Source organism: Novosphingobium mississippiense (assembly GCF_044029535.1).
Taxonomy (GTDB): Bacteria; Pseudomonadota; Alphaproteobacteria; order Sphingomonadales; family Sphingomonadaceae; genus Novosphingobium.
In genome coordinates, this window is record NZ_CP147001.1 from 3,488,580 (window position 1) to 3,502,861 (window position 14,282).

General features: G+C 68.5%; 18 protein-coding genes. All 18 read right to left on the reverse strand.

Features of this window, described 5'->3' with window-relative positions; translation table 11 throughout:
• Positions 1-135: 135 nt before the first annotated feature.
• The 18 genes from WBP06_RS16555 to WBP06_RS16640 all read right to left on the reverse strand — a co-directional run bounded on the left by WBP06_RS16555 (position 136) and on the right by WBP06_RS16640 (position 14,255).
• A complete protein-coding gene (locus WBP06_RS16555; protein WP_395329937.1) occupies positions 136-594 on the reverse strand; it encodes a DUF2793 domain-containing protein in 459 nt (152 codons plus the stop codon).
• A gap of 42 nt (positions 595-636) precedes the next feature.
• On the reverse strand, positions 637-2,832 hold the full coding sequence (locus WBP06_RS16560; protein WP_395329939.1) for a phage tail protein: 2,196 nt from the start codon (positions 2,830-2,832) through the stop codon (positions 637-639).
• A 9-nt stretch (positions 2,833-2,841) separates the two neighbouring features.
• Entirely contained in the window at positions 2,842-3,237 is a 396-nt protein-coding gene (locus tag WBP06_RS16565) for a hypothetical protein (protein WP_395329940.1), read from the reverse strand.
• A complete protein-coding gene (locus WBP06_RS16570; RefSeq protein ID WP_395329942.1) occupies positions 3,234-4,058 on the reverse strand; it encodes a DUF2163 domain-containing protein in 825 nt (274 codons plus the stop codon). Before WBP06_RS16570 ends, WBP06_RS16565 begins: the two co-directional genes overlap by 4 nt.
• Positions 4,055-6,412, reverse strand: coding sequence for a TIGR02217 family protein (locus WBP06_RS16575; protein ID WP_395329944.1), 2,358 nt, complete (start codon positions 6,410-6,412; stop codon positions 4,055-4,057). Before WBP06_RS16575 ends, WBP06_RS16570 begins: the two co-directional genes overlap by 4 nt.
• Positions 6,413-6,426: 14 nt before the next feature.
• Positions 6,427-7,011, reverse strand: coding sequence for a tail tape measure protein (locus WBP06_RS16580; RefSeq protein WP_395329945.1), 585 nt, complete (start codon positions 7,009-7,011; stop codon positions 6,427-6,429).
• Positions 7,001-7,210, reverse strand: a complete 210-nt coding sequence (locus tag WBP06_RS16585; RefSeq protein WP_395329947.1) for a phage tail assembly chaperone — start codon at positions 7,208-7,210, stop codon at positions 7,001-7,003. Before WBP06_RS16585 ends, WBP06_RS16580 begins: the two co-directional genes overlap by 11 nt.
• A complete protein-coding gene (locus WBP06_RS16590) occupies positions 7,207-7,521 on the reverse strand; it encodes a gene transfer agent family protein (protein ID WP_395329949.1) in 315 nt (104 codons plus the stop codon). Before WBP06_RS16590 ends, WBP06_RS16585 begins: the two co-directional genes overlap by 4 nt.
• Entirely contained in the window at positions 7,518-7,925 is a 408-nt protein-coding gene (locus WBP06_RS16595) for a phage major tail protein, TP901-1 family (RefSeq protein ID WP_395329951.1), read from the reverse strand. The genes WBP06_RS16590 and WBP06_RS16595 overlap by 4 nt, the downstream gene beginning before the upstream one ends.
• 101 nt (positions 7,926-8,026) lie before the next feature.
• A complete protein-coding gene (locus WBP06_RS16600) occupies positions 8,027-8,416 on the reverse strand; it encodes a DUF3168 domain-containing protein (protein ID WP_395329953.1) in 390 nt (129 codons plus the stop codon).
• Between the two features lie 3 nt (positions 8,417-8,419).
• The gene (locus tag WBP06_RS16605; protein ID WP_395329955.1) at positions 8,420-8,602 is read right to left on the reverse strand and encodes a hypothetical protein; all 183 of its coding nucleotides are present in this window, start codon (positions 8,600-8,602) and stop codon (positions 8,420-8,422) included.
• Positions 8,599-9,159: a hypothetical protein gene (locus tag WBP06_RS16610; RefSeq protein WP_395329957.1), complete on the reverse strand. Its 561-nt coding sequence runs from the start codon at positions 9,157-9,159 to the stop codon at positions 8,599-8,601. Before WBP06_RS16610 ends, WBP06_RS16605 begins: the two co-directional genes overlap by 4 nt.
• Positions 9,160-9,286: 127 nt before the next feature.
• Positions 9,287-10,426, reverse strand: a complete 1,140-nt coding sequence (locus WBP06_RS16615; RefSeq protein ID WP_395329959.1) for a phage major capsid protein — start codon at positions 10,424-10,426, stop codon at positions 9,287-9,289.
• A gap of 76 nt (positions 10,427-10,502) precedes the next feature.
• Positions 10,503-10,928: an HK97 family phage prohead protease gene (locus tag WBP06_RS16620; RefSeq protein WP_395329961.1), complete on the reverse strand. Its 426-nt coding sequence runs from the start codon at positions 10,926-10,928 to the stop codon at positions 10,503-10,505.
• Positions 10,901-11,209, reverse strand: coding sequence for a DUF6127 family protein (locus WBP06_RS16625; RefSeq protein WP_395329963.1), 309 nt, complete (start codon positions 11,207-11,209; stop codon positions 10,901-10,903). Before WBP06_RS16625 ends, WBP06_RS16620 begins: the two co-directional genes overlap by 28 nt.
• The gene (locus tag WBP06_RS16630; RefSeq protein ID WP_395329965.1) at positions 11,206-12,378 is read right to left on the reverse strand and encodes a phage portal protein; all 1,173 of its coding nucleotides are present in this window, start codon (positions 12,376-12,378) and stop codon (positions 11,206-11,208) included. Before WBP06_RS16630 ends, WBP06_RS16625 begins: the two co-directional genes overlap by 4 nt.
• Positions 12,379-12,430: 52 nt before the next feature.
• Positions 12,431-13,759 carry a DNA-packaging protein gene (locus tag WBP06_RS16635; RefSeq protein ID WP_395329967.1) on the reverse strand — a complete coding sequence of 443 codons (1,329 nt, stop codon included), beginning with the start codon at positions 13,757-13,759 and terminating at the stop codon, positions 12,431-12,433.
• Entirely contained in the window at positions 13,746-14,255 is a 510-nt protein-coding gene (locus WBP06_RS16640) for a hypothetical protein (protein WP_395329969.1), read from the reverse strand. Before WBP06_RS16640 ends, WBP06_RS16635 begins: the two co-directional genes overlap by 14 nt.
• Between the last annotated feature and the right edge of the window lie 27 nt (positions 14,256-14,282).

Consider the following 14,282-nt stretch of genomic DNA (forward strand, 5'->3'; position numbering starts at 1 on the left):
CAACAAACTGCGTGCAAGCGCACAATGACGACATGTGTTGCAAGAATGTCGCGTTTTCGGGGCCTTGGCACCGTCTTGTGACTCCGTTCTTCGAAATCGACGGCATCTTGTTCACCCCAGTTGCATTGGCGCCGGTCACGCCGAAGGCAGGATACCCACGGCTTGCAGGGACGCCACCAAGTTGGTGATGGCAGCCCGAGCTTCCCCATCAACGGTCGAACCGCCAACCGGTTCCGGGATTGCGGAAGCTTTTCTCCAGGAACCGAAAAACAGCCTGTCGCGACCCGAAGAGCGGTCGAACACGCGCATGCCGTCTCGCGGGGTGATGAAGATCCAGTTGCCGGCGGCGCGGCAGGCGATCGTGCCGTCGCGTCCGGACCAGTCGCCCGATGCGCTGTCGGCGACGATCCAGGCCCGTCCGTCTTCGGAATTTTCGGGGGGTGTGGCGCGTTCGCCCTCGACGGCGCAGTGCAGCAGCACGTCCGTCCGGATCAGCGCTTCGTTGACGAAGGCCTCCTTGTGCGCCTGCCCGGTGTAGAGCAGCGGAAGGGCGAAGCGCGATGTGATGCTATCGAATGCGATGGGATCGGTCATGTCCTGGCCTTGCATGAGGTAGTTGAAAGTGGGCGGGAAACGTCAGTTCAGCGCAACCAGGGCAACAGCGTCCGAGAGGGCGTAAGTTCCCTGCTGGGCAACGTGCAGCCACTGCCCCGGCGATTGCGCCGCGAGTTGCCTGCGGAGGATCGCGGGCAATTCGATCCAGGGCTGTCCGGTCGTCCACATCGCGATCGGCGCGTCGATGGGGCCGAACGTCACGAGATAGCTTTCCGTTTCCTCGACCAGCGGAACGTCGACGCCGTCCTGCCACGGCATCATCCCACGCGCGCGCCGTGTCCATTCGATGCGCCAGACGTCGTCCGAGGTGACCGTCAGGCGCGGATGAACCGGGGACAGGGGGCGCAGGGTGACCCCGGCGAGCCTTGGGGATGCGCGCACGCCTTCGCCGTCCCCGCGCCCGATGGCGACCACGTTGCGTGTGGCGGCGGTTCCCAGCGCCGCAGGATCGATGGCGGTGGCCCGTCCATCGATCAGCACGAATTCCTCACCAGCGGCGTGGCCGGCAATTCCCGCCTCCGTGCCGCCACAGCCGCGCACGAAACCTTCGAGTGACCATGAGCCATCGCCCAGCGAAGTCGCCCGTGCGAACTGGAGCAGCTCGTTGCCCAGGAGCGCGAGGTTGGCACCTTCGGCCAACTGGCGTGCATTTGCCGTGGCAAGCTGCATCGACGGTTCGGCCATCCGCACCGTCACGCGCGAGGTCCGATCGAAGACCAGACTGCTGCCCGGTGCCAGAGCCGTGATCGCCTTGCCCATCATGCTGCGCGTTCGGCCGCTGGGGCCGAGCGGCTGCAATTGCCCGTCGCCGCGATCGGCATAGAGCGCCGCGCCGCCCCAGTTCGATTGGGCCGAAGAGACGGCGGCGTAGGGCCTCGCCTGGCCGGCTGCGGTGCCGCTGGCGGGATCGAAAGGAAGCTCGAATGCAGCAAGAAGTGTTGTCGCCAGCGGAAGGTCGACTTGCGGATGGACCTGCCCCGGATCGCTGGGTGGTACGGGGATGGCGTCTGCCGTTGCTGGCGCGACGCGTTCCACGGAAATTTCCACCCCGGTATCGCGCCACTCCCACGCCCGCACACGCCAGGTGCCGGCGACGCCCGGGACCAGGACATGCGCGCCGGGGGCAATGGCGGCATCCAGTTCGGCCGTACGCCAGGACACGGTATCGCGGCTCCAGTCGAGCCGCCGGGCGGTGCGTTCGATCAGGGCCCGGGCATCGGCGGCACCCAACGCTGCGGGCAGTTCGATCACGCGGGGCTGGCCGGGCGCGGAACGCCCGGTGGCGTATTGGATCCCGGGCAGATAATCGCGGGCGGGTTCATAATGCCGCAACGCCGCCACCGGTTGGTCGGTGACTTGCGCGCGATGTCGGGCAAAGCCCGTTGCCGTGCCGAATTCGTCGTCATCTACCGCCGCGGCGGCCTCCCCCAGGCTGACCGGCGATGCCTGCAGTTGGCCACGCCCGATCACCAGCCGTTCGCCAGCGCAATCGACGTCGAGCGGAAGCACCGGATCGAGCATCTGGATCGTGTCCGCCAGTGGCCCATCGTTCGACAGGCCGACGAAACCGTCCAGCGGAACCGCTGCATCGATGTCCTCGATCACGTCTCCCATCACGGTGGCCAGATCGAAGCCATCGTCGGCCATGATCTCGAAGGTCAGCGACGGGATGCGGTTATAAAAATCGGCAAGGTCCAGATCTTCGAACACCACATAGGCAAAATCGCGATAGGCGGGGCTACGATTGCCGTCCGCCGCCAGCAGCAGCGGATCGGCCGGCTGGTCGCCGTGACCGGTGTGGATGCGCAAGGCGCCGGTTGTCTTCAGGTCCCCCGCTGCGCCGCGCAGCAACTTGCCGTCCGCCCAGATGCGGCCGAGATCGCGGATCGGCCGGCTGGACAGCGCCACCGCAAAGCTGGCGGTGTAGCTGTAGTTCGTGACCGTTGCCGCGCCCTTGCCGCCGCCCAGCACTTCGCTGTGTTCGACAAGGTCGGCTGCCCAGATCATCTGGCCGGCCACGCGCATCCACCCGAAGTACCGGGGGATCGGCTGGCCATAGCTCGACGTCGTGACGTCCAGTTCCTTGAGGCGCGCGCCTTGCCGATTGGGCGTGCCGAAGATTGCCGTATCGAACTGGTTGCCGACCAACGATCCCACGGCCCCGCCGACCGGCCCGCCCACCATGTTGCCGATCGCGCTGAAAACGAGAGTTGCCATGTCGATTCCTCAAGAATGGAGACGCCAGTGCCCCAGGATCGGCCACTCGACGGGAAGCGGCGTGCGGGCGACGCGGCGCAGGCCGGCGTGGGCGTGGACAATTGTTTCGGCATCCAGCGCGATGGCGAGATGGTGCTGGCAAGGGCCGGGCTTCAGCAGCAGGACATCACCGGCTGCAGGAAGGCCGTGGGCCGGTTCGAGGCCCAGCGTCGCGGCAAGACGCGCGGCGTTGTCGCGGTCTCCCCCGCGCATCCGATAGCCGTTCGGCAGGCGCGCCGTCTCTTCCAGCGTCACGGCCAGAACGCCGACGCAATCGAGGCCGATCCGGGGATCGCGCCCGTGGAGCAGGAACGGCACGCCGACCAGCGCACTGGCGGCCCGGGCCAGTTCCGTTCCGCTGGTCACGACGAGGGCGTGGGATAGCTGGTGAGCAGGTCGTTGCCCGGTAGGAAGGGCTCGCCGCGAAAGTTCAGCGCATTGCCAAAGCGCGACGCACAAGTGTCCAGCGTATGATCGCACCCTTCGCGCAGGCGCGCACGGGCCCCGGCGGGTATGTCTGCGTCGATGGGGGCGTCGACCATCACGGCGCCCTCGGCGTTGACGGCCATGATGCCCATTTCGATCCCCGCCATCGGCCCATCGATCCAGCGCAGCGTGCCGCCGGTGTGGCGTGCCGCGCTTGGGAGGGCGTCGAACCTTACGGTGTTGGCCAGGGCGTCGACGCCGGTCGCGCGCATTTCGCGGGTGAAGGCCCGGGCGTTCAGATTGCAGCCGGGTCCACAGAAGCCGGCCCGACAGGACGGGCTGGTGCGTGGAATCGGATCGCGCTGCAGTTCCGCCTTGCGGGATGTGAGATCGGCCGAAAAGCCGTCATCCTGCGTGCCGATCGAGCCCAGGGTGCCGGCATAGAGAAGCTGCGATTCCCCCGTTTCCCAGTCGATCAGGCCGATGCGCACCGCCGCCCCGTCGAACCGGCCTGCGGTGAGATCGGCAGCGGTAATCGCCTCGTGCGCGAGGGCGCCCTGCACTTCGGCGCTGTCCGCCTCCAACCCCGCAGACTTGCGGATCGATGAGGGGACCATGCCGGGCGATGCCCGATGCAGCACACCGTCGAACCACAAGTCCGCATCGTGCGTGGTGAAGCCCAGGGTTACGCCGTCGCGGCGCAGCAGGCGCCAGAACGTTGCGACCGTTTCAAGGTCGGAAGAAAACCAGGTCCGGGTCATGACGCCTCCCGGATTTCGACCACGGGCACGCTCGGGGCCTCGCCCGCGGCAAAGGCGGCGCCGGCGATGTCCAGACTGTCGGCGGCAAAGCGCACGGGCACGTCGAATTGGAAGCCGGCGCGTACCGCCGATCCGGCAGCGGGAGCGGAAGCGAACCGCACCACCCCCATCTCGCCAAGCGACCAATTCCCCGCCTGAACCTTGCCGTCTATCGAAACGAGCAGGGTGGCGAAATCGGGGCGGGTGATGCGCCGGACCTGCGCGGCCTCACCACTGCCATAGTGCTTTACCAGGGCGAAGTCGGATCGAAGGCCATCGCCGGTTCCGATGGTCTGGTCCATCGCGGTTGGCACGCCTGTCATTCCGTTCGAACTGAAGTCGCTGGGATCGCGCAGGCGAAAGCCCCGCGCGGGGCCGCGCCGGGCGCGGAAGAAAGCGATCAGCGCACCCAGTTCGGCGTCGGATCGGACGCCGGGGCCAACGTCGAAGCGCAGCCGCGCATTCGACCACAGGCTGTTGCGCCGTTCGAAGCCCGATGCGGTGACCGAGATCGTGGTCGAGAATTCGGGAGTCACGGTGGCGTCGCGGCCCAATGCGATCGGATAGGGCACATCGTCGAATGCCTGCATGGCGTTGATTCCTGAACTGTCGGTCGTGGGGAGCGGCAGGCGCACGAAGCCGTCGCGCGTGATCTGTGGCAGTGCCCAGACCACGATCTCATGCGGCGCGCGGGTCAGCGCCTCGTCGATCCCGGCATCGATCTGCCGCCATCGGTCGGCGCTTTCGGCGTCGGGGACGAAGCCTGCCAGATAATCCTGTTCCTCGGCCGGATAGCCCAGCCGCTGGTCGATGACCTGATAGGCATGGCGCCGTGCCGCGTCGGCCCCGGCGGTGAGCCAGTCGTAGTCCTCCACCTGCAGGCGGTCGAACGCGGGGGCGGCCCAGCCGAGCGGAAGGTTGGCGCGCCTCAGTTCCGGCATGGCGGGATCGAGCAGCGTGGGCGTGAAGACCAGCGCCAGTGCCTCCACCGGCTGCCCGGCGGCGGCCGTGCGAACGGCAGCGATCAGGGCTGCGGTCGATTGCGCCAGCAACGCCCCGGCCGCATCGAGCAGGGCCTTCTGGCTGGCGTCCAGCGCCGCGCGCATGTCGTGAATGGCCGGCGGTGATCCGCCGAACGCGGCCCGCGCGGCGGCGTCGTAGAGGCAGATGCGCCCATCGGCGAATGTCCACCACCACGGCTCCCCCACCTGAAAGCGCACGGGCGCGCCGGCGGCGATCATCAGGCCGGCGATCGCGGCACTCACCGACTGCAGCCATGCCATGGCCGCGGCATGGGCCGGCGACAGCAGGGTAGAGGGCGGATACCAGCCGGTGAGCGCCGGATTGCCGTCCAGATCGCGCTGCTTCCAGTCCTGCGGGACGTGCTCGTCCAGCGCCTCGTAGGAAAGCGAGGCCACCGGGCTAAGGCCGTGATCGACGCATTCGGCGAAAAAGGCCCGGTGCCATGCGCGGCAGGGCGCGTTCAGCGGATCGTTCCCGGCGTCGATCTTAGGGGCGAGCAGATAGCCGTCGGGCCCGTGGGCGAGCCGGAAATAGTGGCTCATGCCGACATAGTGCACCACCGACCCGCGATAGCCGAGCTGGAGGATATTGCGGATCAGCCGGGCGGGGGTCTGCACGCCCTGATCGTCGAAGCCGGTGGCGATGGCGAGGCCGTGGGGTGGCACGATCACGTCGCCGATTTCCAGCATGGCTCGCCCGCCGTCGGCCCGGATCTCGCTCATCTCGATCCAGCCTTCCGCCTCCGCCGGCAAGGGATCGGCGCTGCCGTCGTAACCCGGCGGCGCGAAGGAGATGAACAGCCGGTCGATCGCTTTGGGCCAGACCGGATCGGCCTGCGACGGCAACATGAAGCCGCCGTCCAGCTGCGAGAATTGCAGGGTGATCACGGCATCCTCGCCCGTGCCCTGGGCATAGTTCCACAGGCGCACGTACCAGGTTCGCGCATTGCCGGCCTGATCGCGGCCCTCCACCGTCAGCGTGGGGCCATAGACGTCGTTGAGCGGCAGCACGCCCGAGGATCGCCAGCGAAAGCGGAGCGAGGTGTACGCATAATCCCGGTCGGTCTTGTAGGCGAGCAATGGATGGTCGTGCCGATCCTCGCTTTCCCAGATCAGCCCGCCCAGATCGCCCTTGCGCAGAAACGCGGCATCGACGCGCAGCGAATCTGGCCCGGTCGAGATCACCGTGGCCATCATCGGGCGCGGGAAATTGACCGTCCAGAAACGCGGATCGAAGCGCTGAATCCAGTCGCTCGTCTGCCCTTCTCGCTTTTTCGCGAGCCAGAATGCCATGGAACTTACTCCGATCAGCGGGTGGAGAGGGCGCGGCGCACGGCGCTGGCGACCTGGCGCGAAGAGCGCTGGAGCGACTGCGGCGCGCTGCTTCCGCGCGGGCTGGTGAGATTGATGGCAACCCGCACGTCGCGGCCGGCGGACCCGGCCCCGCCGACATTGCCGGTCTCGATCCGCCCGGCCGATGTGGGCACGAACATTTCCGGCCCGCGCTCCCCCACCAAATAGCCGCGTCCGGGCGAGACATTGCCGCCGGTGGCGCGGCCAGGCAGGCCAAGCAGGCTGGAGAACAGGCCGGAAAGGCCAGTTGTGGTCGCGGCAGCGGTGGTTCCGCCGCTGCTTGACGCGGCGAACAGGCTTTGCACCGATTGCGCGGCAATTTCGGCCAAGGCACTGGTCGCCACGCGCCTGAGGTCGTCGAAGCCCAGGCTGCCGCGCCGGATCGCGCCGGTCAGGCTCTTTTCCAGCGTTTGCCCGGCCTGCGTGAAGCCGCCGACGAGATCGCCGTCGATGCTCGATCGCATCGTCGCGATATCGCGTGCGAAGCCATCCGTACTGGCGCGGACGTCCACCAGCAGGCTGTCGATTTCATCGCTCATGATCGTGCTCCATCAGCTTTTCGAGCGTCTGCCGGTCGATCCCGGCCGTCACGTCACCCGGCGCGGCGCCGTTCGGCTCACCCAATGCGGTGGCCAGTTCGGCTGGCGTCGCTTCCCAGAAATCCCGTGGCCGCCAGCCCAGTGCGCGGGCGGCGAGTGGGCAGAGCGCCAGTGCGGCGCTGGCGAAATCGCCCGTCACGCCGCGCCCTTCAGGATCTGGCCGAGCAGCACGCGCAGCGGCGCGGCGCAGGCGGCCAGGCCTTGCGCCACCACGGCGTCACCCACGGCGTCACGCGTCAGCCCTTCGCGATGGACGAGGCAGTGCCAGAACAGCGCAGCCAGTTCCGAAAGCCGCAACTGGCCCGCACCGGCCCGCTCGACGAGGGCGAAAAGCGGGCCGAGTTCCTCTTCGGCGGCGACCAGCGCGGTGAAACTGGGGCGCAGCAGATGCGCAGTGCTGGCGATCTCCAGCAGGGCTTCGCCCCGCAGTGGATTGGGCCGCGGAGTCATGCCGAGGCAACCCGGCCCGAGCTTTCGAGCTGGAGCGTGTAGTTGCGTTCGCCATTGAAATCGCCAGCATAGTCCAGCCGCTGGACAAGGAACTTGCCGCGCAGCCGGTCGCCGTCCTCGAAGCTCAACTCGTAGTCGTCGAGCGTTCCGGCCATCGCGTTGGCGCGGATTTTCGCTTCGGCCGTGCTGCCCAGGAAAATGCCTGCCGCGCTGACCGAGACCGCACGCGCGCCGGCGCCCGAAAGCAGTTCGCGCCAACCGCCGCTGTCCTTGCTGGTGACGACCACGGTGTCTCCGGTCACCGACATCTGTGTGGTGCGCAGGCCGGCGACGGTCTGATAGGTGGCAGGGGTGGCGCCATCGCTGATCTTCAGCAGGAAGGCGCTGCCGTTCTGGGCGGGCATGATGAGGCTCCTTTCGATGGGATGGTGTCCTCCCCGGCACGGGGAGGTGGCAGCGCGAAGCGCTGACGGAGGGTATTTTCGGCATGGCGCAGGGTAGGGACTTATTCGGCCATGAGGCGGAAGCGATATTCGAGCAGGATCGCGCGGCGGCTTTCGCCGCGCTGTTCGGCGCGGGCACGCAGGAACTGGATGCCGACGATCCGAAACGCGGCCTGATCGCGCGGCAGCGCTTCCACCCTGCCTTCGATCGCGGCGACAAGCATGGCCGCCGTGTCGGGCGCGTCGCCCCGGCAGTGGAGTTCCAACGCGACGCGCACCTCGCGGCCCGGTGCGGTCTTGCAGCTCCAGTCGGCACTCGCACTGGAAGCGATGGCGAGCCAGGGCAGGCTGGTGCGCGACGGCGCTTCCTCCACCACGGCGTTGAGTTCGGCGCCGAGCAGGGGATCGGTGGCCAGCCAATCGACCAGTGCCGCGCGAAGGGCGATTTCCATGGGCTATCCTTTCGCGAAAAGCGGCCAGACCAGTCCGGCGCGACGCCACCGGCTTTCGTCCGCCCGCGCGATGAGCGCCTGCGTTTCGGCATAGGCGGTGGCGAGCGCGGCGGCCCGCGTGGCGAGGCGCCGGGCCAGCGCGTCGAACGCCTTGTCTGCGTCTGCCGCGATCATCGGTCTGCTCATGCCAGTCGCATCCGCCGCCATGGGCGCCATAACGCGCAGACCGAGGCGGGAGGCAGCGGCGAGGCGCCGTCGCCTTCCCGCGCGCGGTGCTGGTGCGCGGCCAGGCGGATCATGCCGTGGCGCAAGGCGTCGGGCAGGCCGTCCCAATCGGGTGCGAGCCCGGCGGTGAACCGCACGGCGACGCGCGTTGCACCTGCGGGCGTCAGCACGGAGAGGGGCAGGCGCACCCTGCCCGAACCATCGGCGCCGAGGTCGACTTCGTAGGCGCCGGCCGGCAGAGCGGCGCGGGTGCCATCGGCGGCGATCGCGGATAGCGTGGTGATCGCCTGCACCGGACGGGTGGAAAGCGGGTTCCAGCCGGCATGGGCGGCCACCACTTCCTCGCAATCGGCGGTAAAGGGCATCTGGCCGGTGAAAGCCTCGAAGATGTCGAGCGCGCTGGCGAGCAGGGCCGAGAGCGGCGCGTCATCGCGTGCGGTGGAAATTCCGAGCCACTGCTTGAGCTCGGCAAGCGCCGAGGACGGCAGCGCGGCCGGCGTAAGGATGACCCGGTTCATGGGCTTCTCCGATTCAGAATGGAAATGAAGGCAGGGGGCGACCAATGACGGACGGCCGGGCCGCCCCCTGCGCGAAAGCGGGGCATCGGGGAGAGGAAGGCGGCCCCCCGATGCGCATCCGCCCTCGTCAGGCCGAGATCTTGAGCAGCTTGATCGCGTCCGAATCGAGCACCTGCCCGCCGATCCGCTTCGTCGCGTAGAAGTTGACGAAGGGCTTGTTGGTATAAGGATCGCGCAGGATCGAGGTGGTGCTGCGTTCGGCGATCAGATAGCCGGCGCGGAAGTTGCCGAAAGCGATCGGCACGGCATTGGCGGCCACATCGGGCATGTCCTCCGCCTCTACCACCGGATAGCCCAGCAGGCGATTCGGCTGGCCGTCCATCAGCCCGGGCTGCCAGAGGAACGAACCATCCGCCGCCTTCAGCTTGCGCACCACCGCCAAAGTCTTCGAATTCATCACCCAGTTCGCGCCCTGGCGGTGGCCGCCCTTCAGCGCGTGGACAAGGTCGATCAGCTTGAGTTCGGGCGCGGTATCGAAGCCGCTGGCATTGCCGGAGACAAGGAACTGCAGCGTGCCGAAGGCGCGGGCCGCATCGTCGGCGGAGCTGGTGGGCGCGGCCAGGAAGCCCTTCGGCTGGTTGGTGCCGGTGCCGTTGATGAAGGCGGCGCCTTCGGCCCGGGCGAATTCCATCGCGATCTCGTCCGCCAGCCACGACTGCACATCGAACATGGCATCGTCGAGCATGGCCTGGCTGGCCGCCGGATTGGCGTAGAGTTCACCGGTGGGCGGGGCGATCTCGGCCAGGCTGGGCGTGGCAGTTTCGGTGCGGGCGCCGGTCTCGCTCACCCAACCGGAGGCGGTGCCGCCCACATTGATCAGCTTGCGATAGCCGGCGGTGCCGGTCTGGACGACCTGGGCGATCGAACGGATCGGGCTGACTTTCTTGAGCCGGCTGGAGATCAGCGCATCGATCTCACGCGGGACCGCATAGCCGCCGTCCGAGGCGACCATGCCGGACATCGATTTCAGCTCGGTCTCGCGGCCCATGCGCAAGTAACCGTCGACGAAACCCTTGACCTCGACGCTGGCCGCCGGGGTCGCGCCTTCGATCAGGGGGCGGGCAGCGGCGCGGCCGACGCGGTCGAGGCGCGATTTCACCTCGTCCACATCAACGCGCAGCGCATCGACGGCGGCATCGGTGGCATCCTGACGGGCAACGAGGTCGAACGAGACGTCGAGCGCTTGGACCGGGGGAGTGGATTCCATGGGGCATTCACCTTTCGCTTGGGAGCCGCCGATCGGGCGGCGGAAATGGGAGTCGAAAATCGGGAGGGCAGGGGTGTCAGGAAACCAGGTGCACCCGCGCGCCATGCTGCATCGGGTGGGTGACCAGGCTGACTTCGAAGAGTTCGACATCGAGCAGTTCGCGCCCCTCCGCGCCGGTGCGGCTGGCGATTGCGCGGTAGCCGAACGACAGGCCGGTCACCCCGCCACGCTTGAGGGCGAGCCCGGCGGCACCGTCCGGATTGTCGATCCGGGCGACGACGCGCAGGCCGCGGGCATCCTCGGCCGCGGTTTCGACCCAGCCGATCCGCAAGTCCGGCTGGTGCTGCCAGAACAGCGGCAGTGGATCGCGGCGCTGCGCCAGCGTGCGTGCGAAGGCGCCGGGACGGATGGTGTCTCGCCCGGAATCGCGCCGGTCGAACAGCGCGGCATAACCGGCGAAGCGCAAGTCGCCGCTCAACGGAGCAGGTCCGTGGTGCCGCATCGCACGGCAAGGCCCAGCAGCAGCGCGGCGAGCAGCGCGCGCACGAACCAGCCGATGGCGGCGGCGCGGGCGCTCGCCTTGGCATCGCGCCAGGCCTGCAGCAGTTCGCGCAATTCGGAAAGGTCGTTCGGCGCGGTGGCATCGTCGAGGCCGATGCGCGTCAGCATCCGTCGCGCGCCGACCTCGCTGGCTTCCTCGACGATGGCGCGCAGCGTCACCAGTTCGCCACCTTCGGAGGCCGCCTGGGCTAGCAGGCCGGCAAGCATGTCCTGTTGGTTCATGATTTGTTCTCCAGTTCCTTCGCGGATGGCGGGCGTTCGGGCAGGCCGAGCAGCGCGCGCTTCTCGTCGGGGTCGAGGAAATTGGCGGCGTTGACTTGCGCCCAGAGCCGCTCCCGGTCCTCCGAAAGCGCGGGCACGCGATCGAGGTCGATGGCCAGGCACCCTTCGGGGAACCAGGGCGCCAGCCCCTCGCAGAGCGCCGCGAAGATCTTGCTCGCCAGCGGCAGCAGCGTCAGCCGCCAGAGCGCGCGGTTGGCTTCGCGATAATTGGCATAAGTGGCGTCGCCCGGCAGGCCCAGCAGCATCGGCGGCACCCCGAAAGCCAGCGCCACGTCACGCGCGGCGGCGGCCTTCAGCGTGGCGAAGTCCATGTCCGCCGGCGTCAGCGCAATGGCTTGCCACTTGAGGCCGCCTTCCAGCAGCATCGGCCGCCCGGCATTGTGCGATCCGGCATAGGCATGGGTCAGTTCGCTCCGCAGGCGGTCGAACTGCTCGGCGGTCAGCGTGTTGCCGCCCTCCGTCTCGTAGACCAGCGCGCCGGAGGGGCGGGCGGCGTTTTCCAGCAACTGGCGGTTCCACTGCGCGGCGGCGTTGTGCGTGGCGATCGCCTCGTCGGCGGCGGCAAGGCAGCCGGCGCCATAGTGGTCGTCCGCCGGGTGGAAGTGGCGGATGTGGATCAGGTTGGGCGCGGCGTCCTCATCCAGCAAGGGGATCGCAAGGCGGCGTCCGGCCACGTCATAGGCATAGGCGGACGGCCAGCCGTCCTCTCCGGCAACGATGGTGACGCGTTCCGGACGCAGCGCGAAGAGTTCGACCGGCCGGCCGCGTGCGTCCTTCAGCACCTGCACATAGGCATTGCCATGGAGCAGCAGGTGGCAGGCCAGCGTCTCCAGCAGCGACTGGCCGCCGCTGGTCTCACCGACGAGGGCGAGAAGGCGCGCGTCGGCGTCTTTCAGGGGCGCGCCTGCGATCCCTTCGGCCACCAGGCGCACGGCGCGCTGGGCCACGGGGTTTTCGAGATAGGCCCGGCGCACTGCCGTGGCATATTCGAAAGGGGCACGCCCGCCGCCGCTATCGGCGAAGAACCATGGCGAAGCCGGCCCCCGCGCCAAGGGCACGCGGGCACTCTCGCCCTTGAAGGCGGCGACGAGCGTATCGATGAAGGACACGTGGGGTTCCTTTCAATGGGGATGGTGCGGCCGAAACCGCGATTGACGTCTTTCAGGGCAGCCTGACTTGCGGGTCCGAAGCCCTGCCGAGCATCAGCTCGGTCAAGGCCCAGACCAACGCATCGGCGCGGTCCGGGGAGCGGCCGGGGCCTTGATAGGAGCCGCCGGCGACCAGCCCGCACATCTCGTCCTCCAGTGCCGGGAACAGCCCAGCATGGCGGACGCGGCCGGCCTCGTAGAGCGCGGCGACGGGTTCGGCGCGGGCGACTTTGCCCCGGCTGGCATGGACCAGCCGCAGCGGCAGTGAAATTTCCGCCGCGCGCAGGACCGAGGCGACCATGGCGCCGCCCTGATTGGCCTCGGCCACGACACGATCGGCAGACCACGCCTCGGCCGCTTGCGCCACGGCGCGGGCCCAGCGTTCGGGGCCGGCTTTCTCGACCGAGGCGTCCGCCAGCACATGCGCGGTCTCTTCCGGCGAGAGCCCGACCACCACGATCCCGCAGGCATCGCCGCCGGCCGAAGCGGGCGGATCGACGCCGACGACCACCCGGCTGCATTCGGGGGCGGCCGGTTCGCGGCATTGTTCGAGCAAGGCACGCGTCCACAGCGCGCCCTCGATATCGGCGATCAGTTCGCCGTCGATCTCCTGCCGGCCGAGCAGGCTGCGGCCGAAATTCCGGCGCATCGCCGAAAGGAACCGCGCGGGCAGGTTGGCGGCATTGTCGAACGTGCTGCCCCGCGTGACCACGACTTCGCCCGAGGCGGCATCGGCCATCAGGCGTGTGACCAGCGGCATGGCACGCGGCGTCGTAGTGGCGACCACGCGGGGGTCGCTGCCGAGACGCAGGCCCATCAAAAGGTTGTCCCAGCTCGACGTGGCGCGTCCGGCGGCATTGTCCCACTTGGCGATCTCGTCGCACCAGGCATGGCTGTGCTGTGGGCCACGCAGCGATTCGGGCTCGGCCGCCGAATAGAGCGTGGCCTGCGCCCCGTTGGGCCAGGTCAGCCGCCGCAGCGAAGGCTCGAACACCGGCCGCCGCCACGGCGCGCCGACCGAGAGCAAGCCGCTCTCACCCTCGACCATCACCGCGCGGGCCTCGCCCAGGTTCGCGGCGACGAGTGCGATGCGGGCAGTGGAATTCTCTTCCGCCACCAGCCGGACCCATTCCGCCCCGCAGCGGGTCTTGCCGAACCCGCGTCCGGCCATGACCAGCCAGACGCGCCATTCGCCCGCCGGGGCGCGTTGCGACGGCCGGGCGCGGAGCGCCCAGTCCCACCGCCATTCGCGCCGCTCCTTGCGGTCCAGCCCGGCCATGAACGCCTCGATTTCCGGGCCTTTGGCCGTGACCAGCCATTGCAGGGGATCAGCCTCGATCATGACCGGGCTCCTCTTCGGCGGCGCGGCGCGCGGTAACCTGTTCGCGAAGCTGGGCGAGCTTGGCCTGGATCGAGGCGCGCACGGCACCGATATCCTCATCCTCACGCATGGCCCGTTCGCGCGCCACCGTCTCGCGGTGAAGGCCCAGCAGGCGCAGGGCATTGGCATTGTCGAACTTCACGTCGCCGTCCTTCGCCTCGCCGAAGCGCAGGCGCTGGAGCATCTCCATTTCCAGGTTCTCGTATCCCTCCAGCAGGGCGCCGCGCCATTCGCGGGCGAATTCGGGTTCCAGCCGACGCACTTTGTAAGGGCGTGTCGGGTGGACGCCGGCGGTGGCGGCCGCGGCGGAGACGTTCGAGGTTTCGGCCAGCGCGGCCAGGAATTCGGCGCGCCAGTGGCGGTTGGACTTGTCCTCGCCCTTGGCGAGATCGGCATTGATCTTCGTCCGGGGCCTGCGCGAAGCGGCACCGGCCGAAGCGCGCTTCGGCTCCACCATGCGGAAAATCCTGTTGTTTTGAGGTTC